Below are 25963 nucleotides of genomic sequence, written 5' to 3' on the forward strand. Positions count from 1 at the left end.
GCTTAATTAGCCTTGCTAGCCTTGTATTATTTTGAAACGTCAGCTCCAAAGTATTTCTCGGAAATTTTCAAGTACGTTCCATCACTCTTCATCTCTGTAATCGCATCACTGACCGCTTTCACCAGCTCATCATTGCCTTTCAGGAATACTGCGGCACTTTGTGATCCTTCAGGAATCTCATCAACCACTTTAATTTTTGCATCTGGTTTTTGTTTTTTTAGATCCAGATAAGACAAGCCATCATTCACAGTTGCATCAATACGTCCCGAAGTCAGCAGATCCATCGCTTGATTGAAACCGTCCGTAGCTACGATTTCAGCATCGTTCTCACGAGCGATGTCGGATAAGTTACTTGTCAGGGATTGTCCGGCTTTTTTACCCTTAAGATCGGCAAAGGTCTTAATATCCTCATTGTCTTCGCTCACGATCAATACTGCTTTGGATACGATATAGGGTTCAGAGAAATCATATTTCACTTTGCGATCTTCGTTAATGGAAACTTCATTAAAGATTACATCAAACCGTTTCGCATCCATTCCAGCGAAAATACCATCCCACTGAGTTTCAAAAAATTCAGCTTTAACACCTAAACGTTTTGCTACTTCTTCAGCAATTTCCACGTCAAAACCAGTCAATTTCCCCGCAGTGTCATGATAAGTAAAAGGCGCATAAGTCCCTTCTGTACCTATCCGCAATTTGCCGCTGGCTTTCACAGCCTCCAAACTGTTTTGCGCTGAAGATGCTGCTCCACCATTCGTTCCAGCTGTAGGTTCAGCAGCCGTATTGGTATTCGAATTATTGCCGCAAGCCGCTATAAGGACCACGGTTAACGCCAATATAATAGTTAAACTCCATTTTTTCATTATTAAATCCCCTCTCTCTACCCGGATTTTTTCCGGTAAATTGAATAGTACACTGCCATCACATGATCGTCAATACTTTTTTCCGATTATATACATCGGAATTATAATATTAACTAGATTCCTACCTATATCTTACCCAATCTTGGATTAATCCTTCACTTCTTTCTCTCTTTACTTCTCAGAAAGATATGGTATATTTATTAACAAATTAATATGGACCTGTTATTTCACTAGGGGAGTCGGCCGACTGAGACGGAGCTTCAAGCTCCGGACCCTTGGAACCTGATCTGGATCATACCAGCGGAGGGAAGTGGAGCAGAATTTTCATCAAGCATGTTAAGTGTTATTATGCAGAATGAACTTTTTGACCCATTCATTTCCTCTGGAAATGGATGGGTTTTTATTTGTTTAGGCGCTCCACAAAAATTTTAGGAGGTTTGATCATCACGACCATTTTATCTATTCAAGGCCTAACCTACTCTTTTCCGGAATCTGAGCAACCCCCTGTATTCGCAGATCTATCCATGGATATCAGGCAAGGGGAATTCGTCTCCGTAGTAGGTGCTAGCGGATGCGGGAAAAGTACATTTTTCAAAACGATTGCCGGTTTACTCGAACCTACTCACGGAAAAATAAAACTCTCTACGCACCCGTCAACCGCTAGTCGTTTAGGTCAGATCGCTTATATGCCTCAGCAGGATTTATTGCTGCCTTGGAGGACAGTGCTCGACAACTGCCTTTTGCCTTGGGAGATCAAGCCCAGATTCAATAAACAAGAAACGATCACTCAGATTCGGGAAATGTTGACCCGCTTCGGCTTAGCAGATGTAGAGAAGGCTTATCCCCATGAACTTTCGGGTGGAATGAAACAGCGAGTCGCATTTCTGCGCACCTTAGTGGCTGGAGGCGGAAGTGGTCTTATGCTGCTGGATGAGCCCTTTGGCGCTCTCGATGCCATGACCAAACGCGAGATACACCGTTGGCTGTTGGAGTTATGGGGTGAATTGAATCAGACGATTATGCTCATCACTCATGATCTGGAGGAAGCACTATTGCTCAGTGACCGGATTTATTTATTATCTGGCGGTGCGCACAGCGAATTACAGGAGATCGTTGTGGATTTACCAAGGCCAAGACATTATAAGATGAACTACGAACCCCGGTTTATAGCACTGCGTGCAGAGCTGGAGCGGAGATTACATGCGACCTATACCTTTTAAAAAACATCTAGACAACTATGGTCCCTTCCTTCTTCTGGTACTGCTCATTCTTGTAATCTGGGAGTCAGCTGTTCGCCTTCACATGATTCCAGCCTTTATTCTCCCTGCACCTTCCTCTATTGGAATCGCATTGATCGAGCACAGGCAATTATTATTTGGACAGCATTTATTGGCGACGTTACAGGAGATACTGGTGGGTTTTGTCCTTTCTGTTATTTGTGGTGTATTGCTGGGCACTGGAATGTTCCTGTATCGCCCCATAGAAAAGGCCATCTATCCCTTTCTTATCATTAGCCAGACGATCCCATTAATTGCGCTATCCCCCATTTTTATTATGTGGTTCGGATATTCGCTGTGGAGCAAAGTGGCTGTGGTGTTTTTGACGGCTTTTTTTCCAGTCGTAGTGAGTACATATGATGGACTTCGTACAAGTGGCCAGACTTACAAGGACTTATTATTAACATTTGGTGCAAACCGCTGGCAGCTGCTTGTCAAAACCCAAATTCCACTGGCGTTGCCTGCTTTTTTCTCTGGCTTAAAGCTGTCCATTGTATACTGCGTCATCGGAGCTACTATCGGGGAATGGCTCGGCGGCAGTAAAGGACTCGGTTACTTCAGCCGCAGAATGGCCGGAAATATGCAGAGCGATGAAATGTTCGCGGCTGTATTTCTGCTGTCCGCGCTTGGTGTGGTGCTTTTTCTGGCGATAGCTTTACTCGAACAATTATTTTTAAAGAAAAGAGGATCAAACCAATGAATCATTTAAAATCCCCACAACGAGGACTTATTTCTGTATTTCTAGTATGCACACTTTTGCTCTTAAGCAGCTGCGGGAAGGCAGACAAGATAAATAACAACTCCCAAACCGATCCCTCCAATACCGAAAATAAGCAGTCACACAAGCTGACGATTATGCTTGATTGGTATCCCAATGCCGTTCATTCCTTTCTATACGCTGCGCAACAGCAAGGTTTTTTCCAAGAGGAAGGTTTGGATGTCGAGATCAAAATGCCTGCAGACAGCAATGATTCCCTAAAGCTTGTTGCAGCGAATCAAATTGATCTAGCGCTCAGTTATCAGCCTCAGGTACTTATGGCACGCGGCGAGAAAATCCCTGTACGTTCGATTGCAGCAATCGTGCGGCATCCACTGAATCATCTGATGGTTCCTCAGGCTGGCAGTATTCATAGTCCAAAAGAGCTCGCGGGAAAACAAATCGGCTATTCCTCCATTCCGCTCTATGAAGCGATGATTCGGACAATGATCCAGAGTGATGGAGGCGATCCTTCATCCGCCAAGCTGATTGACGTAGGTTTTGACCTCATCCCTGCGATCTCTACTGGACAAGTAGACGCAATAATGGGCGGGTTCATCAACCATGAACAACTAATCCTTGAAAAAGAGGGACATCCGGTCACTTCGCTTAATCCAACGGATTACGGAGTGCCTGACTATTATGAGCTTGTGCTGGTGGCCAGCGAACAAGGATTGCAAAATTCTGAAGCCTACTTTAAAAAATTTCTAAATGCCATTACAAAAGGACAGGAATTTGTGGAGCAGAATCCTGAACAAGCCCTGGATTTACTGGTTGCACATGAAGATGCAACTTCACCGCTCGACAAGGAGATTGAGAAAAAAAGTCTTGAGATTCTGCTGCCGCTGATGAATGCTGGCGATCAATCTTTTGGATATCAAGACCCGACATCTTGGGAAAAGGTTCAGCAGTGGTTATCCACCAACAATCTTCTACCAGAGGATATTAAAGCACAGGAAGCTTTTATCAATCTGTAATGTTTAGTTAGTTGTTCATACAAGCTTGAGGAGGAATTATGATGAGTTATTTAGCCAAAGTACGGGAATCCAACCCGTTGATCCACAACATCACTAATATTGTGGTAGCCAATTTCTCAGCCAACGGTCTGTTGGCGCTTGGCGCCTCTCCCTTTATGGCGGATGCCCACGAAGAAGTGATCGACATCGCCGCTATGTCGTCTGCTGTAGTTCTAAATATCGGCACACTCAATGATTACGCCATTCAATCTATGTTGCTTGCTGGTAAATCCGCTAATAAACACAGGGTTCCCCTAGTGCTTGACCCGGTAGGTGCAGGCGCAACTTCTTATCGGACCGCTGTCACTCAAAAGCTAGTGAATGAGATGCAAATCACCGCACTGCGGGGGAATGTGGCTGAAGTCGCTAATGTCATTGGAGAGAGTTGGTCCATTAAAGGGGTGGATGCTGGCGAAGGTGAAGGCGATGTAGTCCTTTTGGCTGAAGCTGCTGCGAGGAAGTTAAGCTGTGTGGTCATCATAACTGGAAAAGACGATGTGATCACGAATGGAAAAAACACCTATATTGCTAGCAACGGTCACCCTATTCTCACGAAGGTTACAGGAACTGGCTGCTTGCTCAGCGCTGTTGTGGGGGCATTTCTCGCGGTAAGTGGCGGTGACTCGTTGGAGGCCGCAGTGGAAGCCCTCTCCTTCTATGGAGTAGCAGCTGAAATCGCCGCTGAACTAACAACTGGTCAAGGGCCGGGAAGCTTTCAGGTTGAGTTTCTAAATCAACTGACATGGGTCACACCAGAAGTCTTCCTAGAAAGATCCAGCATCAAACAGCTCAGTTAATGACCCTCAAAGGAGTGAATTCGATGATTATATCCAAAGCTCTAACCATTGCCGGCTCCGATAGCGGCGGTGGTGCTGGCATTCAGGCCGATCTAAAAACCTTTCAGGAGCTTTCTGTCTACGGCATGTCCGTCCTCACAGCTGTGACAGCGCAGAATACGCTTGGTGTCCAAGGGGTTTATCCAGTGACTCTGGACGCCATAATTCAGCAGCTTGATTCTATAGGACTTGACCTGCAACCAGATGCCGTAAAGACCGGGATGTTATTTAACAGTGACATCATCCGCATTGTGGCAGATAAAATTAAGTATTACGGCTGGTCTAATCTTGTAATTGATCCTGTGATGGTCGCTAAAGGAGGGTCCACACTGCTGCTGCAGGAGGCGGTTCAATCCTTAATCAGCCATCTGCTGCCCTTAGCATTGGTGACGACACCCAATATTCCCGAAGCCGAAATGATCACAAAGATGACGATCTCCACCATCGAAGAACGCAAAAAAGCAGCCAAAATCATTCATGGCATGGGCTCCAAATATGTAGTGCTAAAAGGGGGACATGATACCTCGACCACAGCCGTAACCGATCTTCTATATGATGGCGACGAATATACCTTATTGGAGAGTAGCCGGATTCAGACCAGACATACGCATGGTACAGGCTGCACCTATTCAGCAGCAGTCACCGCCGAGCTAGCCAAAGGCAAATCCGTAGCAGAGGCCATTCAAACTGCCAAAGCATTTATACAAGCGGCGATCGAGGACGAGCTGAGCATAGGGGCTGGGCATGGACCAACCAATCATTTTGCTTATCAGAACAGACTGCGAGGGATAAACAGTGCAACGAATGAACAGTGAACATCTGCGAGATCTATTAAAAGTCTATTTCATTATGGGCAGCGTAAATTGCCGTAAAGCTCCAGTTAAGGTGCTGCAGGAAGCGGTTGCTGGGGGCATAACCATGTTTCAATTCCGTGAAAAGGGTACCGGTTCCTTAAGCGATAAGGCTCGACTTAATCTTGGGAGACGACTTCAAAAGATTTGTCATGCCAATGGCGTGCCCTTTATCGTGAATGACGACATTGATTTAGCGATCGCGCTTGATGCGGACGGAATTCATGTAGGACAGGAGGATACACCTGCATTGGCAATCCGCCAGCTACTTGGAGAGAATAAAATCATTGGTGTATCCGCTCACTCTTTCGTTGAAGCTCAGCAAGCGATTGCCGATGGAGCCGACTATCTGGGCGTGGGTCCCATTTATCCTACGTCATCCAAGGAGGATGCCAAAGCTGTTCAAGGCACTGCGATTATTGAAGAACTAAGAAATAAAGGCATTACCATCCCTTTGGTTGGCATTGGGGGAATCACGCTGCAAAATGTTGCACCTGTATTAGCAGCCGGTGCGGATGGGATCTCTGTTATCTCAGCGATTACCGGAGCTGTAGACATTACCCCAACTGCCAGAGGCTTTGTTGACAAAGTTAGTTTAAGCGGGACATAAGCTCATTCAGCTCTTCACTGCTTAAATGCCGCCATTGTCCTAGCTCCAAGCCGTCTAATGTAATATTCATAATTCTTATGCGCTCCAGCTTTAGTACTCTATATCCTAACTCCTTGCTCATTCTGCGTATTTGCAGATTAAGACCTTGAGTTAGGATAATTCTAAACTGACATTCTGTGATCCGATAGACCTCACAAGGTTTCGTTGTGATTCCAAGAATGTTCACGCCGCTAGACATCGCTTGTAAGAATTCTGATGTAACCGGTTTGTCTACATTAACTACATATTCTTTTTCATGCCCATTCTCGGAACGCATCATTTTATTTACGATCTCTCCATCGTTGGTTAACAAAATGAGGCCTTCCGAGTTTTTATCTAATCTGCCGATCGCAAAGATCCGTGAAGGATACCCTACAAAATCAATAATGTTCCCAACTACATGTGGGGCTGCTGTACAGGTAATGCCTATCGGCTTATTCAAAGCGAGATACACTGGCTCCCCTTTACTGCTTGTTATCGGCTCCCCATCGATCCATACGATATCCTCTGGCTCTATAAGAATGTTCGCATCACAGACGATACCATTCACAGCGATTCGACCTGCAGCAATTAATCGTTTGGTTTCCCTTCTGGAACAAAAGCCTGTTTCGCTTATATATTTATCGATTCTCACTGCTGATCCTACTTTCTCTCTATATACTTACATCTGGTCATAAAAAAACACCTGATTTTAACGATCAAAATCAGATGTTAACCTTCAGGAATAACCCAGTTTATTGGAGCTATTTGGTGCTTCCGCTTTTTTTCACGTTACTGCCCTTGCTTCCACTTGCACCTTTAGCACCTGGAGCCGTCGTTGGGTCACCTTTAGCAGGTTTAACTGGTTTTGCTGTTTTGTTCCAGCGTGTCCAGCCTTTACTCCCCGTACCTCTGCCTGTGCCGCCACCTTTACTTTTTGCACCCATTATATCACTCCGTCAGTCATTCAGAATTCGTATAGTTTATACACTTTACCTATCTTACCACACTCTCAACCTTTCTGTTTAAGTAATAACAAAAGCTTCATCTAACTAGCCACCGTTTAGAATTTAGCATCTTTATTCATTTCATGAATATCAAAGCTATCCTCATGTATTTCGATGGCGATGACGGTGTCCTTTTTTTCAAAAAATTGCACATGCCCTAACCGCTTGTCCTCCAGCTCTATCCATCCATCATCGCTTAATTTATTAAAATAGCTGTCAGGCCGATAAAGACCTTGTTCTCCCCCTATATTATCCAACTCGTACTTTGCTCCAATTTTTATATTAGGGTTATTTGAATTTGTTATCACTTCGATTTCTTTGGCATTCTTCGGAATTGGAATTTCAGCATTTATAGATGACACTCCATACTCTTGAGCTGACGATGTACAACCGCTTGTAAACAGGATTAATGGTAACCAAATAAAAGCTAATAAATATTTATTCAAAGGTATCCTCTCCTTTCATAACTTATTTTACCAAATGTAAAATTAAAATAAAAACACCCCACCAAAGACTAAGCTTTGATGAGGTGTCTATTCACATCAGCTTTGCAGCTCATGCATGGACTTATTTCGGTTGAATATAACCTTCTGCTTTCAGAAGCTCAGCGATCAACACAGCACCGCCAGCTGCTCCGCGCAGCGTGTTATGGGAGAGACCTACGAATTTGTAATCATAGAGGGCATCTTCGCGAAGTCTGCCCGTCGATACGCCCATTCCGTTCTCAATATCACGATCCAGCTTGGTCTGTGGACGATTGTCCTCTTCAAAATAGGTAATGAACTGTTTAGGTGCGCTAGGCAGTTCAAGCTCCTGAGGACGTCCTTTAAAGCTCTTCCAGAGATTCAGAATCTCTTCTTTGGACGGTTTTTTCTCAAAAGAAACAAATACAGCAGCCATATGTCCATCCGCTACAGGCACACGGATACACTGCGAAGTAATCGTTGGCGCTTCACTCTTTACGATACCCTCTTCTTCAACGCTTCCCCAGATCCGCAAAGGCTCTTGCTCACTCTTCTCTTCTTCGCCACCGATGTAAGGAATCACGTTATCCAGCATTTCTGGCCAGTCCGCAAAAGTCTTTCCTGCACCAGAAATAGCTTGGTAGGTAGTGACCACCACTTTAGATGGATTGAAGTCTTTGAGCGCATGAAGTGCAGGCACATAACTTTGAATGGAGCAGTTAGGTTTAACTGCAATGAACCCTGTCTCTGTTCCCAGACGTTTTCTTTGCTGTGCAATAACCTCAAGATGCTCCGGATTAATCTCAGGAATGACCATAGGCACGTCAGGCGTCCAGCGATGCGCTGAGTTATTGGAGATTACTGGCGTTCCGGTGCGAGCATAAGCCTCTTCGAGCGCTTTAATCTCATCTTTTTTCATGTCAACAGCACAAAAGATCAAATCTACATCCGCAGCTACTTCCTCTACCTTAGAAGCGTCTTGGACCATAATATTCTTTACGTTCTCAGGCATTGGAGTAGATAACTTCCATCTGCCCTTGGCCGATTCTTCATACGTTTTTCCAGCAGATCTAGCACTGGCAGCAATCGCAGTTACTTCAAACCAAGGATGATTCTCTAGAAGGGCAATAAAACGTTGTCCTACCATACCTGTGCCGCCAACTATGCCGGCTCTTAGCTTTCTTGACATCAGAAAATACACTTCCTTTTGATTAACTGTCCTATTGTGAATAATAGGCCGATAATTAATGATATACGGCGCGGGAACATTTGGCGAGTGTTAACATCAAAATAACATTAAAAATTTTATTTTTAGCAGATTATATTGAATTTCATTAGTGCGAATAAAAGAAATAGCTGCACTCAGTACAATTATAAGTATATTTTCTGCTTAGACAACTCTTTAACTGCATTCTCTACAACTATTTCCCCGAAAAATAATGGAAATGCCCTCTAAGCGAACTTTTAGATGTAAGAAATGCAACTAAATCGCATCTGCCGAGCATTTTATAGCATATAGTTGTAGGAAATACATCTATTTGCGATTGGTGAGTATAAACAGCAATTGGCGATTAGCAATCAGCGATTAGCGATCAGCGATTAGCTATTCACGTTTACAAGCTGCTTCTGCCAACTAATCGTTTCTTACCCACGCTCATTTAAACCAACCTTTTTCCTTAAATCGAGTGATTGCCTCGATGCGGTTACCTACATCCAGCTTATCTAGTATAACAGAGATGTAATTCCGGACTGTACCCGTGGTAATGTACAATTGGCTGGCGATCTCTTTTGTATTTTTGCCGTCGGCAATGAGTCCAAGTACTTCCTTCTCCCGCTGAGTCAGAGGATTCACTTCACCGCTGTAGGCTTCATCCATTAGCTCCGGTGCATACATGCGTCGGCCTGCCATCACATTACGTATCGAAAGTGCCAGTTCTTCGCTAGGACTGTCTTTCAGCAAATAAGCATGAACTCCCGCCTTGAGCGCACGTTCGAAATATCCCGCACGGGCAAAGGTGGTTAATATCATCGTTTTGCAGCCGCTATTCTTCAGCGCTTCCGCAGCGTCGAGACCACTCATCGCTGGCATTTCAATATCCATAATACAGATATCCGGCTTATGCTGCTGAACCATCGCTACAGCTTCTTCCCCGTTGCTTGCCCGGCCCACTACCTTCATATCCTCTTCTAAATCCAACAAAGATGCCAGCGCTCCAAGGAGCATCCGCTGATCCTCAGCGATTACAATCTTAATCATTATAAGGTTACCTCCTGTTCCGGATGCTTAAATGCATTAGGGACCTTAATCACGATCGTAGTTCCCCCATCTTGCACGATATCCATACAGCCATTCACAAATTCAAGACGTTCCCGCATGCCTTGCAGCCCATGTCCTTTAAAATAAAGATCATTGCCCGGGATGCCGGTTCCATCATCTTTCACTTTAATGATCAGATCTGTACGCGTAGGTTCGATGATAATTGAGCAGGACTGTGCATTACTATGCTTCACAACATTTGTGACAGCTTCCTTAATACACATGCTGAGCACATTCTCCGTAATCAATGAAGTGTTAGAAAGTTTAGGATTGCCTTGCAAAACATAATCGATCTCCGCAGCCGCAAGAAACTGCTGAATATGAACGAGCTCGTCTTCAAGGCGAATGCCACGCATTCGCGTAATCATCTCCCGGACCTCTTTCAGTGCACTTCTCGCCGTCTGGCGTACATCATTGATCTCGGCTTTTGCTTGCGTCGGATTACTGTCGATAAGCTTTCCTGCCAAATCACTTTTCAGACCAATTAACGAAAGCTTCTGACCTAATGTATCGTGTAGATCACGTGAAATCCGCTGGCGTTCCTCGAGCTTAACCAATTCAGAGATTCGCTTATTAGCATCCTCCAATTGGTCTTGCAGCTTCCCTTGATTATTGCGGTTATAGGTACTGATTGGCAGCAGGATCACTGCAATCATACTGACAAGCACAAACGGAAGCTGGCTGATAAATACGGGATTACGCGACAGCAGCTCATAATTGATCGTAATAATCGTAGTCAGCAAATGAATGGAGTATAGGGTGAAAAACCCTACTCGATTCTGGATATTCCCAATAAAAAAGGCTAAAAAAAGCGCAAAATACATATATCCAAACAACAACGTCATCGTTATAGAGACAAGTATCTGCACGCTCGTCCAAAAATAAACTAACCAACCCTTGGAGACAAAAGAAAGCACATAACAAACAAAAAACACAGCGATCATCAAGATTCCCGAAACTACCTGGTAGGGAGAGGAGGACCGAAAGATGAAATAAAACGGTAGAATATAAAATACGACCCATACATAAGGGCTAAGACCTGTACTTTTATGAAAAATATGATGCCACTTCTGCATGTTCGCTCTCCTTTTTGCCATATGCCACTCACCCTATTCTAGCATAAATCCGGTAAAATCCGGTGAACCACAACGATAAAGAGAAAAAAGATTAGAGCGCGAATGAGTTCTCCGGCTCTAACCTTCCATTTTGCTGCTATTTGATTACAATGTGGACCATTATTCTCCCTGGAGTCTGGGCTTATGAACTTGCAGGACCTCGCCTGCTGTTTTAGGTTTATTTAATATGGACTTCATCTCTTTGAAACTGATGAAACGTTTATTTTCCTCATCCCAAAGACGGAAGTGAAGAGCCTTCAAGCTGGTACCAATCGTAATCGTTGTTGCTTTTTGTAGCGGTGGAGTCGCGTTATGCGCTTTTTCCAAATTATAGTTTGGCACCTTTGGACTTAAATGATGCACATGGTGGAAGCCGATGTTGCCCGTAATCCATTGCAGCACCTTCGGCAGCTTATAATATGAGCTGCCTTCAACCGCGGCCATCACATAACTCCATTCGGATTCATTCTCGAAATAAGAGTCTTCAAACTGATGTTGGACGTAGAACAACCATATGCCGAGAAACCCTGATACAAATGCTACAGGCAGCTGCACCATAAGAAATGCCTGCCAGCCAATAGCCCATATCAGCAAGCCATAAAGGGCTGCGATTGAAATATTCGTCAAATAGGTATTCATCCGCTCTTTGCGTCTAGCACCTTTAACATTAAAACGATACTGAATCATAAAAACAGCAATCGGTCCAAGACCAAACATCACGATGGGATTGCGGTAAATCCGGTAATATAGACGTTTCCAGAAGGAAGCTGCTGCGTATTCATCGACCGTCATAATCCAAATATCGCCGATCCCTCTTTTATCGAGATTACTGGAGCTGGCGTGGTGAATGGAATGACTATGTTTCCACTGCCGATAAGGAACCAGTGTCAGTACACCTGTGATCGTTCCGATAATATCATTCGCTTTACGATTCTTAAAAAACGATCCATGTGTGCAATCATGAAAAATAATAAAAGTTCGAATTACAAATCCTGCTGCAGGAATAGCTAACAGAAGGGTGAGCCAATAGGAAACGGATAAAGAGAAATAAGCTCCGCCCCATAACAGCACAAGTGGTCCTAAAGTATTGATGAGCTGTCTTATACTTGCGTTGCGGTCATTTTTCTCGTAAGGGGCTACACTCTTTTTAAGGCTGGAGAGCTGTGATGTCTGTTTTGTAGTCATCTATATCGTTTCCTCCTTGATGTGTCCGGCTAAGGATCTTTTCATCTACTCTAAGTATAGGCGATGAAGTATCATCCTATAAGTCATAAACATCAAGTAGAGAGTATGACAAATGTCATACTCTCATTCTAATCAATTTCCGTCAGCATTGCAGCCAACATCCATCTTCCTTCACTTCATATTGACCTTTGATCTCACCAATTCCATTAAGGATTAACGAATCTTTATTAAAAGTTGGAGGTTCATCTAATACTAAGTGCAGTTTATTAATATTTCGAAGGTCAGCTTTATAGTAGCTAATCACTGGCTTTTCCAGAAAATACTCCGCATCATTGATTTGGATTCGTAAATTATTCTTATGAATACATTTCTCATCTCCACCAATAATACCCATAGGATTAAAACCCGTAGATTTTATATCTCCTTCAATATACAGGTGGTACCCTTCAAGGCTGATAAAATCAATGAATTCCTTCTCCCTGATTGTTTTGACCGATTGCATAATTTCTTCCGTTTCTTTGCTGATGGATATCTCCTCGAAGGGAATGATGACTTGATCCACAAATTGCTTAAAAAACGCATATAAACTTAACTCCGACTTCATAAACTCTTCTTTCCAATCGGTGCGAAGCTCATCCAGCAGCAAACATATAAACAGTCCAGAACCATAGCAGCTTCTTCTAATATTTGCCGATGATTCAAGTTCATCTATTAAATACGAACTGAACTTCTGCAATACCTCCTCATTAGGAAGTGTGGATTTCTCGGCATAGGCATTTAATTCAACATACCAAGCGGGTCCTTCCAGCGTTTCAATAAGATATTCATTTAGCACGTACTCCCCGAGCAGCTGTTCTCTTTGTTGACGTAAGGCAATAAATCTGTACATTGCTTGATTACGCTCTTCAATAGTAGCTGCCATTACACTAAGATATAAATGATGTCTTTCTTGAATCCGCAATTCCATATTTTCGAGGGATAAAGGGTAGGTAATCATCAATAATTCATCTGCATAACGTTCATCTCCCATCAGGAATTGATAACCGTGAAATAATTCGTGTACACAAATGGCGTACAAGTCTTCGAATTCTTCATGTAATTCCAGATTAACGATGGCTGTAGGGTGATCCTCATATAAAATGATTGTATCTCCTGAGAATTCATTACTCCAAGGAAGCAAATGTGGATGATATCCTACCGTTTTAAATTTGGGATGATTGTACAGATACACGTTATCCTTATTATAAAATGCAAAAGAAACAGCCTCGAATCCTTTCCAATATTTCTGCAGCTTGTGGTTCGTTAAACACTTAACAATCATCTCCAAATGAAATTCCATCCCTTACCTCCTTGTTAATGGATCTGCTTAGTATGCTCTTCTCGGTATTCTGTTGGCGTTTGACCACTAGCCTTTTTAAAAACCTGTGTAAAATAACGCGGGTCCTGATAACCGACGAGAGGAGCTATCTGATACACTTTTACGTTGCTGCTCTGCAAAATATACTTCGCCCTCTCCATCCGGCAGTGTGTAACATACTCCAAAAAGGTATAGCCCGTTATTTGTTTATATAAAGTACAGAAATGACTGATACTGAGATCAGCCAGCTCCGCTACTTCCTCAATACTCAAATCTTTATGGTAATTACTCTCAATATAACGTTTCGCTTTCTCGATGGCGCTACGCGTATCCTCGCGATTCACAGGCTTGTTCCCTTGCTCCAATCGCACACCAAATTCTTCTTTCAGAGCAGAGATCACTTCATTTAAAGTGCCAAGATTGTGCATCTTGCTAAGCAATCCATGTAAAGACCAATCTGAATTTATATTCAAATACTCATAATTTCTGTACAACACAACGATCATTTCAACAAGAAGACGTTCAGCCATATCCTTAGGAACAGCTTGTGACTCAATAAATAAAGCAAGCTCATCAAATAAAGACCACATCCGGTCTCTATTTAAGGTACGTATACTTTCAATCAACGCGGTTTCCAGCTCTTTTGGGTATTTCACCTCTTTACTGCTAGGGAACGATATCTCTTCATCAATAAAGACCCCGGCAAGACCCGAATAGAACCGTTGATATAAGGCCTTCGCAGCCAGAGGGTAAACCGTACTTAATTGATCAATGCCTTGTGTGGTGCGGCTGATGCCTACGGAACAAGACTGCTTGGAGTATCTCTTGATCCCCGCTATCAAATGTTCACCAAGTTCTCTCCTGCTGGCGCTTAAAGATCCAGGGAACAGTAGTATCCACTCTCCATTATGAAACGGGAAAACCGTCAGCACTCCATGTTCCAGTGACCATTCTTCCACAATATTGCGGATTGCAAACAGCCATAGCCGTTTTTCTTCTACACTCCATTGATTGCTCAGTGTGGAGTAATCATCTAACTGGACAACAGCCATGAAATATCCGCTCTCCAGTTCACTGTTCTCCAGCCATTTCAGATGCTCAAGCGGCCTTGCATTTCCCAAAGTGATTTCTGCAAACAGACGTTCACGTGCAAGCAGTGACAGCATCTGCACAGAATGAATCAGCTGATCATTTTGCTTCTGTTCATCCAGCTTGGTTCTCGCGCGGTTTAACATTTCAACCAGTTCATCATGATCGATCGGCTTCAATAAATAATCAAAAGCGCCTTGACGTAATGCTTCTCTTGCATATTCGAACTCTCCGTACCCGCTTATAAAAATAAACACCAGCTTCGGATTTTTAGACAATACTTCCTTCATCAACGTAATCCCGTCAATTACGGGCATGCGAATATCACTAATCACGATATGTGGTGAAGTGTCTTCTATTAAGCGAAGAGCTAATTCTCCATTTCGTGCCTCTCCCACAATCTCCATCTGAAGATCATTCCATGGAATGGCTGCTTTTAAGCTACGAAGAATAATCGGCTCATCATCCACGATTATTACTTTATATTTCTCTTGTAACTCATCCATTCCCTGCACCTCCAGGATCATTGTACACTTGAGCTTTGGATCAAATTCCAATATTGAATGGAGGATGCCTGCACTTGCTTTAACGCTTGCTCAGCAGACATTTCTCCATTAATCATCTGTTCTATAACACTCAGGAACGTTTTTTTCACTTCTGGTGACAATACATTATCATAAGGGACAAAGCTCTTGCGGTTAACTTCCATCATATTCATGACTTGCGCGAATACGGGTCCTGTCTTCTCAGGATCAAAGGCGATGCGCATGGACGGAATTCTCAACCCTTCATATACAATCCGTGTCTGAACCTCCTGGGTGTAAAAAGCTTTCATGAGATCGAGCGCAGCCTCCCGCTTCGCTCCGCTTAGTTCGGAGGAAAGGCCGATGCCAAATGTATAACCGCCGGCTATCGAAGGTTGTTCCCCCTTCTTCAATGTGGGAAAAGGAATAACACCTACTTCATTTTGAAAATCCGTAGGAGCAGCTGCGCCGGCAAATAAATTGATATCCCAGTTTCCGTTTAGATACATCGCAGCCTTGCCGCTCGTAAATAGTCCCACCGCATTTTCTGTGGATAACACATTCGATTTCGTGCTGAAGGCACCTTCTTTAATCCATTGCTCCAAGTGCTGAAAAGCCTTTAAATAGGCCTCATTCTGAAAGCTGGCTTGATCTTCACCAGTAATTAGCTTCTCGATCAAGTCGGCGCCGGCATAACGATCCATTAAATAATGTGCAAAAATCCCTGCGGGCCAACGATCCTCGTTGCCAAGTGCAAATGGAATATACCCAGCCGACTTCAGCTTTAGTATGGCTGCATCAAGCTCTTGCAGCGTTTCTGGCGGCTTCAAACCCAGCTTTTCGAATATGGTTTTATTAAAATATAAGGGTTCAGCATTCCCTTCAATAGGCAAGCCATAAATATGGTTGTCAAAGGTCCAGAGATCCAGATCCTTGAATTGATTGGTCAGCGCATTCTCCCTGACGAAATCAGTCAGATCAATCAGGCGCTTAGAGCGCACATATGGCTCAATTTCCGCTCCACCGAACAAAACAAACATATCTGGCGGGGTGCCAGTAACCATCTCGTTCTTCAGCTTTTGATCACGGTGCAACGTCTGATCTAAACCTTCAAAGTTAACTTTCACATTTGGATGTTCTGATTGATATTTGTCCACGATATCTTCATAAATAGTCAACAGTGGCCGATCATGCTCTTTAATCCAGAAATGACGGAAAGTTAATGTGATTTTTTCTGGTGAATCATCTTCAATGGGTTCTTGCTTTCCTAAAGTTATAAATAAAACAGCACCCGAAATCAGCACTAGATATAACCACATCCAGCCCCATTTCAATAACCATTTTTTGATAACAATCTCCCCCTTCTTTCCGCACGGTCGATTACGGCAGTATTTTTGGTATTCGGATTCGGATGGTTGAACCAAAGCCGGGGGAAGAACACACTAGTATGCCGTATGGACTGCCGAATCGAATATTCAAGCGTTCATGCACATTTTTAAGCCCCACGCCGCTATCACTGTATTTCTTCTGAGCACTTCCCTCGTTATCCCAAAGACTCATCATCTTGGCAAGGTCAAAGCCGGGGCCGTTATCTTTTACGATAATGATCATATCCGTGCCCATTTCATAGGCCGTAATCTCAATGATCCCTGGGTCCTCCATCTGCTCAATCGCATGATACAGCGCATTCTCTACAATCGGCTGAACGATCAGCTTTTGTGTCATGAACGTCTTAAGACCATCCGAAAGATCTATGATATACGAGAATTTATCTTCGAAACGAAACTTCTGGATATCCAAATAATGACGGACATGCTCGAACTCCATATGCAGCGGAATCAGCTCCTGATTCTGACTGATGCTGATTCGCAGCAGCTTGCCGAGTGAGATGACCATTTTGCTAATATCTTTATTGCCTTGCAGCACTGCCATCGAATTAATCGATTCAAGTGAATTATAAATAAAATGAGGGTTAATCTGCGCCATTAGCGCTTGCATTTCTGCTTCCTTCTTACGTCCCTGCTCAGTCTCCACCTGCACAAGCAGCTCATTGATCTGCGTGCTCATCCGATTAAAGCCATCAATCAGCAAATCACTTTCATCATCAGCACGATAGGGTGTAGTGATCGGCGTAAATATCCCCTGCTTCACCCGCTTCATCCCGTTAACCGCACTATTAATACTATGAACGAGCCTCCGTACGAAATAGCGGTCGAACAAAATGGCGGACAACAGCGAAACAGTACTTAAAATAATCGCAATATTTCGGATGGATACAGATTCTGACGAGATTAGATTCATAGGTGTAATGGCTACTAAATACCAGGCTGCATTATGAGAAGGTAGGAAGGTTATAAGTGATTTTTCCCCCTGATAGTTGTCGATGTAATAGTCATGTTCTTTAGCATAATCATTTTGTAAAAAGGGGAAATCTGTGCGTTGTCCAATATGTTCACCGGATTTATTAAAAACAATATTTCCTAGCTTGTTGACCAGCAAAATATCTCCCTTCTTGAGGGTTGCTGCTTCCCAGAAAATCTGATCCAATAAATCAGGTTTTACATTAACAACCAGATATCCGATATCTTCGAGAGAATATGAATCTTTGATTACTCTTGCTTGTACAAGTACCGGATTGCCGGAGATCTCCGAGCCATTTTCTCCCGGTCCTGACCACACGGGCCGCCCTTCGGCGCCCTCCATCGCGTCAAACCAGCTTTGTCTCTTCAAGTCCTCAAAGGACATCGATGCATTGTATTGATAAATTAAACGATCTTTACTATAAAAACTAAATGAAGTAATCATCGGATGATCAATAAGATAACTGCTAAGCTCCTGCTTTCGATCATAAGTGATTACAAAGTTCTTCTGCTTCAGTGATTGCTGAACAACCGGCTGCGTAATTTTTGAATTCGTGATCGAGGTGATTTCACTAAGCGCGAATTTAAGCTTTCGATCCGTTTCAAGCAGTGAAATCCAGTAGAAGTTGCTTGATTTTTTCTCCATTGCATTAGAAAAATTAACGTAAGTGACGATCCCCATCAGAATAACCGGAATAAAGACGAGAAGAATAATAGCGAACAAGATTTTACGGCGGAGTTTCATGATATTCCCCTTCCCCCTGCTGTCTCTGTCCTCTAGTATTCTTCACAAAACCGCCTATTCCCTGTAAAGATCAAAAAGTAAGATCAGCTCTTAATAGCTCCAGAAGTAAGTCCAGCAATCACCCAGCGGCTAAATAACAGGAATACAATCAGCAGTGGCAAGGTTGCCGTAAATGTTGCTGACATGATCATTCCGTAGTCTAGACCATCGCGATTGGAGAACAGCTGCTGGAGCGCAATTTGAATTGTGAAATGCTCTTGATTCTTCAGTACCACTAAAGGCCAGAAGAAGTCATTCCAAACGGTCATAAAATTCAGTATACCTAGTGTAGCCATAGCTGGAGTAATGACCGGGATAGCGATGTTCCAGAAGATCCGGAAATGTCCGCCGCCATCGATCCGACCTGCTTCAATCAATTCCGTATGTACAGCAGTAGTGATATACTGCCGCATCCAGAAGATCCCGAAGGCATTAACCATCGCTGGGACAATAAGTGCCTTGAAAGAGTCAATCCAGTGGAGCTTGGCCATAATTACGTAAGTAGGTAATACACCAAGCTGCTGAGGCACAAATAATGTAGCAATTACAAAGTAGAACAGAAAATTTTTAAACGGAAATTCATATTTGGCAAAGGCATAACCTGCCAGTGTACAGAAAAACACGACTGATATTGTAACCATAGATGAGACAAATAAAGAGTTGCCCAAGGCTTGAAAGAAGTCTGTTTTGTCCAGTACCCGCTGGAAATTCTCAAAAAATTGGTCTCCAACCGTAAGTAAAGGTGGCACATGGAATACTGCGCCTCTGTCATTAGTGCCAACTACAAACATCCAGTAAAAAGGAAAGATGGACACGAGCGCACCAACAATCAGCAATAGATAAAATCCTAACTTGCCGATGATCCCTAGATCATCCGGATCTTTTTTAAATACACGCAGCGTACTCACGCTTTACCCCCTCCCGTATCTCCACCCATGCGATTTGAGACCAGCATATTGAGGACAGAGAAAATAATCGTGACCAGGAACAGCAAGACTGCCGTAGCTGCTGCCGTACCAAAAAATCCGTTACGGAATGCTTCGCTATACAAATAAGTAACCATAGTGATTCCTTCCTGACGTGTAGATCCAGTTCCCGCTTGGCCCAAAAATACATAAGGCTCAGTGAACAGCTGCAAGGCACCTATAGTAGAAAGCAAGGTAACAAATACAATGAATGGCTTCAATAGCGGTAACGTTATAAAGGTTAGCTGTTGTCTTCTGTTCGCACCATCAATACGAGCCGCTTCATATAGATCCGTAGGGATGCTTTGCAATCCTGATAGAAAAATAATGGCATTATACCCCGTCCAGCGCCACATTACCATCGTAGAAATCGCGATTTTAACGCCCCACCAACCAGAGTTGAAGGCCATACTATCTAATCCCAAGCCGTTTAGAATCCAGTTGATCATTCCGTTGTTGCCAAACAGTGTACTGAACACGAGCGTAACCGCAACGATAGACGTAATATTAGGCATAAAAAATAAAACCCGGAAAGTCTTCTTAAAGCGAGTCATCGCTGAATTCAGCAAAACAGCAATCAATAGAGCTAGTAATATCTGTGGAACAGTACCCATAAGGCCCATAATTAAAGTGTTGCTAAAAGAAATCCAGAAAGTCGGATCACTTGTGACCAGATCATAGTTTTTCCACCCTACAAATTTCATAGGATTCAGGGCATCCCATTTAAAGAACGAGAGATAGATCGTGAAAAAGATCGGATATAGTCCAAATATCGAGAACAGAATAAAAAAGGGCGAAATAAATGTGTACGCAGTGATGCGGCTCCTTCTTTGTTCAGTTAAAAAGCGGCGCTTGCTCTCGGCATGCGGACTTGAAATAACAGGTTGTGCCATGTCACACCTCCAGGTAATCTAACGTGTAAATCCGAATTCACAGAGAATGTTTCACTCTATGAATCCGGACCTTCTAGAAATTAAATTTCATAAGCTTGAAATCTTAGCTGCGTTCAGCCAATGTTTTCGCTTGTTTTACTGCTTCGTTCCATTCTTTGGTCGGATCTGCTTTTTTCTCCAACACATTTTTCAAGGCGTTTTTGAAGAAAGTATCGGTTTGGTCATGAAGCGGACCGTAGTATACAGGTTTTACCCGGTTTGCTGCTTTACCGAATTCTACAGCGGTTTGTTGTCCACCGAAGAAATCATCTTTGAAATCTACGAATGCAGGATCTTCATACAGTGCAGGAATGGAAGGCATAAGTCCTTTAGTTTTGAACGATTCCAGTTGGTTTTCCTTGTTATCCATCCATGCGATAAAGTCATAAGCTTCTTTCGAGTGTTTGCCTTCTTTTGGCAGCGTCAGGAACGAGCCACCCCAGTTACCAGCACCTTCAGGGAGCTGAGCAATTTTCCATTTCCCAGAGGAGTCTGGAGCATTACTCTTAACATTTCCTGCCATCCAAGCTGGTCCCATAACTACTGCAAATGAACCGTCGTTCATACCTTGACCCCATTCAGGAGACCAGAGCATAACATTGCTGATCCAGCCTTCTTGAATACCTTTAACCGTGAAATCATAAGCTTTTTTGACTTGCGGATTGGTATCTCCAATAAAGCTGCCATCAGCTTTGCTGAAATAGATTTCATCAGCAGATTGGTCACGCAAAGCATTAAAGGTAAGATCCGTAAGGTCTACAAATGGTTTGCCTGTTTTTTCTTTGAAAGCTTTGGCAACAGCTGCGAACTTATCCCAAGTATCAATAGCAGCGCCGAATCCTTCGGAATCACTTGGCAGTCCAGCCTCTTCAGCCAAATCTGTGCGGTAATATACGACCGTTGGGCCGATATCTGTTGGAAGACCCAGCTGGAAGCTGCCATCTACGGAAGATGCTTGTTTCCATTTCCAATCCAGATAGTTGGCTTGAATATCTTTGGCACCCAGATCATTCAGGTTATAGAACTTGTCCTGAGCGTTGATGAAACGTTCCATGAAACCGATTTCAAGTTGGAAAATATCAGGTGCACCCGATCCGGCCGACAAAGCAGTGGTCAAATTATTATGGTGAGCGGTTTGGTCACCGGTATTTTGCACTTTGATCGTAATGTTTGGATGTTCCTTAGTGTACTCCTTCGCTAAATCCTCGTAGTTCACGTTGCCCAGCGTCCAGAAAGAAAGTTCGATTTTCTCAGCCGGTTCTGTTCCCTCATCTTTAGTGGGTTCACTAGTGCTTGCTGCGTTGTTACCTGTATTTTTGTTCGATGTGTTGTTGTTCTCGGCGTTGTTGCCTCCGCATGCTGCCAGTGAACCTACGAGCATGATAGCGACTAACGATAGCGCCAAGTGTTTTACTTTATTCATTCCCCTGTACCCCTTTCAAAGGTTTCTCTTACAAGAATTAGTGTACAGGGTTTAAATTCTTTTTTTGAGGAGGTAAACTTCCGATTTATGGTGGAAATAATTACGAAACGCAGAAAAGCTCAAACAAATATTTCGTACAGGCCTATACCTGCTAAGGAGGGAGTATAGAATTTTGTCCAATTATGTTCCTCACAGGATACATGTACTTCATCTTAAATTGGATTTCTTGTGCTTCCGCAGGTATACTATTTTTATTTCTTACTTCATTACATGATCAAAGGAGTTATTCCCCATGCCAATTAATCGCCCGCTGCTAACCGACAGCGATTTCCAAGAAGCCGTTGACCGCAAATTACCTGTTCGTGTATTTCAGGACGATCATTTAGTAAATTCAGGAGCTACCGTTGTCCGCTTCACTGATTTTGATGTTGTTATTCAATCTAGAGTTAGTGATCTGACTTACTACTCTCGCAAGAGCTGCGAATTTTTTGAGGTCAGACCCTAAAGAAAGCCGGAATGCAATGATCTCTAAGATCATCGCGTTCCGGCTTTCTTTAACAAACATAGGTTATAGCTTTCATACTTAATTTTTGTTGTAGGTGCTGTACACTTTCATTTTCTCATTCAGAACTTCCTGGAAACTCATTCTCTTCTTGTCTGCTTTCCCTTGCTTGGGATTGACCACGGGTTGAGGTCTAAAAAACTGATGATTGTAAGCCATAAGATTATGTACGATCACATTCATTGGATTTCAACCTCCTTCCGTGATGTTCCTGAATTTTGCATTTCTGCTTAATTACTTACGGCTTATTTACCCAGCTTCGCCAAAATTTAAACAGTTTTATCAGATTCATATTAAAAAATGAAAAAGTGCACTCTTTACAATATGCTAAATACATCTTTGTAAATCACGTATGTCTTTCCACGAAATAAGTTTAATCTCCTCATTGATAATCAATTGCTTAATTTCAATATCATTTAGAAGACGATATTCCAATTCTCTTTCTGTATAACATTTCGTCATTGCTATTAATTGATCTGTTATTTTAGATGGATGTATAGTTAACTGTGTTATTCCAGGTTTTAAATTCTTTAACAATTCAGTTAATCTCATTTTCATTTTGCTATATTCCGCAGCAGGGTAAAAACAGTAAGGAAGAGAAATTATATCATCGATTAAGAAAATCCCCCTTTCTTTTGCTGAAAAAATTCTTTTTTGAAACAATCTCAACTGATCATTATTAAAAAAGGGTTGTTCTAATATCCTAATAGGTAAATTAAAGGGTAAGCGGTACTTTTCACACAAATCAAATATTATTTCTAAAAAATCTCGCCCAGTGTATAACCCCATAATACTCCCCCCATGACTATCCAGATGAGTTGGATCAATGTCTTGTACGATTGCACTTTGGATTTGCGATTCTAACTCTATTCTAATCTCGTCATCAGCAGCGTTTCTTTCCAGAAGAGTGGCATCTTGATGAAAATACCCTTCATCAGTAATTAAGCTACTCAAGATTTTTTCTTTGAATACTGGTTGATACGGATATTTCTCGCCGCTCGTTAGCGTTAGATGAATTCCAATATTCTTTATTCCTTTCCAATTAATTATCTTCATAGCGTCACTTGATTCTGTGCAAGGCATCATAATAGATGTAGATGTTATAGCTTTTCCTTCAAATAAGTTAACAATAGCTTCATTAGTTCCTTTAGTTATTCCGAAATCGTCGGCATTAATTATTAACAGACGGTCGTCAGCCGCAAAGCCTAATTTTCGAATCATAAACCTTCCCCCTATTACTGAATGATTTAACAAAAAGAAAATAAAAAATAAGGACGTAGACACCGTGAAGTGTTTGCGTCCTTATTGTGAATAGTGTGTTAAACCAATTATTCGCACCTTAGAGCAGTGGAAACCTTGAATCTAGCGCTGAGACGGGAACCTTGCTTTCCCCTTCGTTTCATTACTATGATCAATCCGACCGCGCATCAGTTCAAGCAAATATTCGGGATCTGAGTTCGTATGCAGCATTTGGAGTGCAGTTTTTGGTGCAAAACCTTCAGCCACACTATGTGAAATCAAGGCTTGCAGTGGATTAAAATAACCTCGAACATTCAGCAGCCCTATAGGCTTCTGATGAATACCAATCTGCATCCAGCACAGAATTTCAAACAGCTCATCAAAGGTTCCAAGACCTCCCGGCAAAGCAATAAAAGCATCCGCCATACCGCTCATTACCGCCTTACGTTCATGCATACTGGAGACCTCAATCAAATTCGTCAATCCGGAGTGTCTGATTTCATCTTGAAAAAGATCCACTGGCATAATTCCTACAGCTTCGCCGCCATTCGCAAGTACCCCGTCCGCAACCTGTCCCATAAGGCCATTCCGCGAACCTCCATAGACCAACCTACAGCCTTGTGCCGCTATATGATAACCTAATTCCCTAGCCATTTCCGTATATTCAGAGTTAAGACCTGGATTCGATCCGGCAAACACACATATTGTAAAAGCCATTCCTATCACTCCAGACTGGTTATTATGGTGCAATTGAGATTAATTCACTTATTGTACCTCAGAATATTAATATAAGTGTTAAATGAAAATCATCTTTTTGTCTGTAATGTTAATTGGTACAGCGTACTATTCCAATCCGCAGAAAGACCTAGAGCTTTAGCCAAAGCTGCTGCTGGAACTAGCGAAGTATAGCTTACTTTAATGGATTCTGCTGACGGTAATGAAATTTTCTTTCCAGCTTTCGTCAACGTCAGTTCCCCCTCCAAAGAGAGGGTATATCCCAGACTTTCTGTTACATCCCTAATCGGTACTTTTACACTACCATCCTTAAAAATAGCGGACTGTACGGAGTCAATTTTTTGACCATCTACAATTACAGTAACAGGCTTTAAAATAGGAGATATAGCAAAAGGACGTGAATCAACAGCACTAATTCCGAGTTGACCAAACATATTCGTTCCCCAAGCCACAGCTGTACCATCCTTCAGGACTGCATACTTACTATTCTCACCCTTGGCAAAAGAAACAGGATCACTTAGTCCTTTTATTAACTTAGGCTGCGTAAAAACCAAACGGTTGTCGGTTGTAGGTTGGGTACTCCAAGTCCACACGGTGCCATCTTTTTTAACAGCTACAAAGTTGCCTAAATCCAGCGTAAGTTTCGAGATCGATTTTACGGCTGTAATCTTTTGCAGACCTTGTAGTGAGGTACCAGCTTTCCATACCCAGTATTCTCCTTTTTTATTGGCAACAAGGTTGAACCCGTTTTTCGTCTGGACAGATACAATATCCGTAAGACCTGGCATCTTGCTCATCGTGACTTCGTTATAATTATTGCTGTCAATTGTTCCCCAGACGCTCCCGCTCTCGGTTAAAGCCAGTATACTGCGATCGCTCATGGAAACAGACTTCACATGGTATAAATCCTTAACTGGGGTCGGTTTCTTCATCACGTTCGTGTTCTCTGTTTGCGGGATAGCACTCCAAATCCACAGGGTACCGTTAGTTCGAATGGCGGCATGATAAATACTGCTTCCGATCCACTTCACTTCGCTTAAACCCTGTACCTTAGTGGCAGCAGGCAGCTCTGTATAGCCCACATCTGAAGCTTCTGGAGGATTCCACTGGAGAAGGCTTCCATCGTTTCTCAAAGCTAATGCACTATGCAATCCTGACGTTATACTAACCACATCTGTCATTCCAGAGATCCCTTGAGGAAGCAGAACCTTGTGTTGTTTAGCACTTGCCCCATTGCCAGCTTCTGCAACACTCTTATCCCGATAATCTCCCCAAGCCTTAACCGTGCCGTCTTCGTTCAGCGCTACATAGTACGCTTCGCCGATCGCCAGCTGTTTCGTATGTTCAAGCCCAGCTATTTTATGGGGAGTAATCGTCCAACCCTCAGGCCCGGCGGCACCATTAGCAAATTGACCAAAAACATTACTCCCCCATGACCAAACAGTTCCATCAGTTCTCACTGCGAAGGAGCTTCCACCCCAGAAACCTGGCGAAGCAACAATCTCCTTAATCCCACTCAACTTCGCAGGTGATGGAGCTGCACTTATAACTTGAGGGACAGACAATGCAGTCACCAGAGTTGAACAAACCAACAAACTAAGCAGCCTTAGCTTCCTTGCAAATAAGTGCATCTTGATTTTCCCTTCTTATGATATTATTGTAATTATTATTTCTATT

The 25963-nt window shown here is 42.8% G+C and carries 26 protein-coding genes and 1 riboswitch; of the genes, 7 read left to right on the forward strand and 19 right to left on the reverse strand.

The genetic code is table 11. The annotated features are described in order from the left end of the window. Positions 1 to 26 precede the first annotated feature (26 nt). The gene (locus NST45_RS14505; RefSeq protein WP_076141501.1) at positions 27 to 863 is read right to left on the reverse strand and encodes an amino acid ABC transporter substrate-binding protein; all 837 of its coding nucleotides are present in this window, start codon (positions 861 to 863) and stop codon (positions 27 to 29) included. Positions 864 to 1085: 222 nt separating this feature from the next. Beyond that, a riboswitch (TPP riboswitch) is annotated at positions 1086 to 1189 on the forward strand. Between the two features lie 111 nt (positions 1190 to 1300). On the opposite strand from NST45_RS14505, the gene NST45_RS14510 reads away from it, so the two are divergent. From NST45_RS14510 to thiE, 6 genes are read left to right on the forward strand one after another with little or no spacing between them, the layout of a single operon-like run. Continuing rightward, positions 1301 to 2083, forward strand: a complete 783-nt coding sequence (locus NST45_RS14510) for an ABC transporter ATP-binding protein (RefSeq protein ID WP_249267717.1) — start codon at positions 1301 to 1303, stop codon at positions 2081 to 2083. Further along, positions 2064 to 2840, forward strand: a complete 777-nt coding sequence (locus NST45_RS14515) for an ABC transporter permease (protein WP_081383570.1) — start codon at positions 2064 to 2066, stop codon at positions 2838 to 2840. The genes NST45_RS14510 and NST45_RS14515 overlap by 20 nt, the downstream gene beginning before the upstream one ends. After that, the gene (locus NST45_RS14520; RefSeq protein ID WP_038570429.1) at positions 2837 to 3874 is read left to right on the forward strand and encodes an ABC transporter substrate-binding protein; all 1038 of its coding nucleotides are present in this window, start codon (positions 2837 to 2839) and stop codon (positions 3872 to 3874) included. Before NST45_RS14515 ends, NST45_RS14520 begins: the two co-directional genes overlap by 4 nt. A gap of 41 nt (positions 3875 to 3915) precedes the next feature. Continuing rightward, positions 3916 to 4710 carry a hydroxyethylthiazole kinase gene (gene thiM, locus NST45_RS14525; protein ID WP_038570426.1) on the forward strand — a complete coding sequence of 265 codons (795 nt, stop codon included), beginning with the start codon at positions 3916 to 3918 and terminating at the stop codon, positions 4708 to 4710. Positions 4711 to 4733: 23 nt separating this feature from the next. Further along, entirely contained in the window at positions 4734 to 5564 is an 831-nt protein-coding gene (gene thiD / locus NST45_RS14530; RefSeq protein WP_170914225.1) for a bifunctional hydroxymethylpyrimidine kinase/phosphomethylpyrimidine kinase, read from the forward strand. After that, positions 5554 to 6210, forward strand: a complete 657-nt coding sequence (thiE, locus tag NST45_RS14535) for a thiamine phosphate synthase (protein ID WP_038570424.1) — start codon at positions 5554 to 5556, stop codon at positions 6208 to 6210. The genes thiD and thiE overlap by 11 nt, the downstream gene beginning before the upstream one ends. On the opposite strand, the gene NST45_RS14540 is transcribed toward thiE, so the two are convergent. The 14 genes from NST45_RS14540 to NST45_RS14605 all read right to left on the reverse strand — a co-directional run bounded on the left by NST45_RS14540 (position 6191) and on the right by NST45_RS14605 (position 21750). Further along, positions 6191 to 6883 carry a pseudouridine synthase gene (locus tag NST45_RS14540; RefSeq protein ID WP_038570422.1) on the reverse strand — a complete coding sequence of 231 codons (693 nt, stop codon included), beginning with the start codon at positions 6881 to 6883 and terminating at the stop codon, positions 6191 to 6193. The two genes, thiE and NST45_RS14540, sit on opposite strands and share 20 nt — an antisense overlap. Positions 6884 to 6992: 109 nt before the next feature. After that, positions 6993 to 7175, reverse strand: coding sequence for a DUF3934 family protein (locus NST45_RS14545; RefSeq protein WP_076141502.1), 183 nt, complete (start codon positions 7173 to 7175; stop codon positions 6993 to 6995). 116 nt (positions 7176 to 7291) lie between these two features. Beyond that, on the reverse strand, positions 7292 to 7681 hold the full coding sequence (locus tag NST45_RS14550) for a hypothetical protein (protein WP_076141503.1): 390 nt from the start codon (positions 7679 to 7681) through the stop codon (positions 7292 to 7294). Positions 7682 to 7802: 121 nt separating this feature from the next. Continuing rightward, positions 7803 to 8888 (reverse strand): aspartate-semialdehyde dehydrogenase, encoded by a 1086-nt coding sequence (gene asd / locus NST45_RS14555; RefSeq protein ID WP_038570412.1) that lies wholly within the window; start codon positions 8886 to 8888, stop codon positions 7803 to 7805. 465 nt (positions 8889 to 9353) lie between these two features. Beyond that, the gene (locus NST45_RS14560; protein WP_036686291.1) at positions 9354 to 9956 is read right to left on the reverse strand and encodes a response regulator transcription factor; all 603 of its coding nucleotides are present in this window, start codon (positions 9954 to 9956) and stop codon (positions 9354 to 9356) included. Next, complete coding sequence (locus NST45_RS14565) at positions 9956 to 11092, reverse strand: sensor histidine kinase (protein ID WP_036686290.1); 1137 nt, start codon at positions 11090 to 11092, stop codon at positions 9956 to 9958. Before NST45_RS14565 ends, NST45_RS14560 begins: the two co-directional genes overlap by 1 nt. A 159-nt stretch (positions 11093 to 11251) precedes the next feature. Then, the gene (locus NST45_RS14570; RefSeq protein WP_036686288.1) at positions 11252 to 12316 is read right to left on the reverse strand and encodes a fatty acid desaturase; all 1065 of its coding nucleotides are present in this window, start codon (positions 12314 to 12316) and stop codon (positions 11252 to 11254) included. Positions 12317 to 12458: 142 nt separating this feature from the next. Beyond that, complete coding sequence (locus NST45_RS14575; protein WP_076213033.1) at positions 12459 to 13655, reverse strand: hypothetical protein; 1197 nt, start codon at positions 13653 to 13655, stop codon at positions 12459 to 12461. Between the two features lie 14 nt (positions 13656 to 13669). Further along, a complete protein-coding gene (locus NST45_RS14580; RefSeq protein WP_036686284.1) occupies positions 13670 to 15268 on the reverse strand; it encodes a response regulator in 1599 nt (532 codons plus the stop codon). Between the two features lie 17 nt (positions 15269 to 15285). Continuing rightward, positions 15286 to 16605, reverse strand: coding sequence for an extracellular solute-binding protein (locus tag NST45_RS14585; protein WP_076144067.1), 1320 nt, complete (start codon positions 16603 to 16605; stop codon positions 15286 to 15288). 61 nt (positions 16606 to 16666) lie between these two features. After that, positions 16667 to 18391: a sensor histidine kinase gene (locus NST45_RS14590; protein ID WP_036686283.1), complete on the reverse strand. Its 1725-nt coding sequence runs from the start codon at positions 18389 to 18391 to the stop codon at positions 16667 to 16669. Between the two features lie 83 nt (positions 18392 to 18474). Next, positions 18475 to 19338 carry a carbohydrate ABC transporter permease gene (locus tag NST45_RS14595; protein ID WP_038570403.1) on the reverse strand — a complete coding sequence of 288 codons (864 nt, stop codon included), beginning with the start codon at positions 19336 to 19338 and terminating at the stop codon, positions 18475 to 18477. Continuing rightward, complete coding sequence (locus NST45_RS14600) at positions 19335 to 20288, reverse strand: sugar ABC transporter permease (RefSeq protein WP_036686279.1); 954 nt, start codon at positions 20286 to 20288, stop codon at positions 19335 to 19337. The genes NST45_RS14595 and NST45_RS14600 overlap by 4 nt, the downstream gene beginning before the upstream one ends. Positions 20289 to 20391: 103 nt before the next feature. Next, positions 20392 to 21750: an extracellular solute-binding protein gene (locus NST45_RS14605; RefSeq protein WP_036686277.1), complete on the reverse strand. Its 1359-nt coding sequence runs from the start codon at positions 21748 to 21750 to the stop codon at positions 20392 to 20394. Between the two features lie 292 nt (positions 21751 to 22042). Here NST45_RS14605 and NST45_RS14610 point away from each other — a divergent pair, with 292 nt between their 5' ends. Next, positions 22043 to 22255, forward strand: coding sequence for a hypothetical protein (locus NST45_RS14610; protein ID WP_036686275.1), 213 nt, complete (start codon positions 22043 to 22045; stop codon positions 22253 to 22255). Positions 22256 to 22333: 78 nt separating this feature from the next. On the opposite strand, the gene NST45_RS14615 is transcribed toward NST45_RS14610, so the two are convergent. The 4 genes from NST45_RS14615 to NST45_RS14630 form a co-directional block, all read right to left on the reverse strand. Next, complete coding sequence (locus NST45_RS14615) at positions 22334 to 22495, reverse strand: hypothetical protein (RefSeq protein WP_169744764.1); 162 nt, start codon at positions 22493 to 22495, stop codon at positions 22334 to 22336. 144 nt (positions 22496 to 22639) lie between these two features. Continuing rightward, the gene (locus NST45_RS14620) at positions 22640 to 23533 is read right to left on the reverse strand and encodes a polysaccharide deacetylase family protein (RefSeq protein WP_076179015.1); all 894 of its coding nucleotides are present in this window, start codon (positions 23531 to 23533) and stop codon (positions 22640 to 22642) included. Between the two features lie 141 nt (positions 23534 to 23674). Continuing rightward, on the reverse strand, positions 23675 to 24268 hold the full coding sequence (locus tag NST45_RS14625; protein ID WP_036686273.1) for a TIGR00730 family Rossman fold protein: 594 nt from the start codon (positions 24266 to 24268) through the stop codon (positions 23675 to 23677). Positions 24269 to 24357: 89 nt separating this feature from the next. Then, positions 24358 to 25917, reverse strand: a complete 1560-nt coding sequence (locus NST45_RS14630) for a hypothetical protein (protein WP_076144050.1) — start codon at positions 25915 to 25917, stop codon at positions 24358 to 24360. Positions 25918 to 25963: the final 46 nt, after the last annotated feature.

The organism is Paenibacillus sp. FSL R7-0163 (assembly GCF_037969975.1).
GTDB lineage: Bacteria > Bacillota > Bacilli > Paenibacillales > Paenibacillaceae > Paenibacillus_AQ > Paenibacillus_AQ odorifer.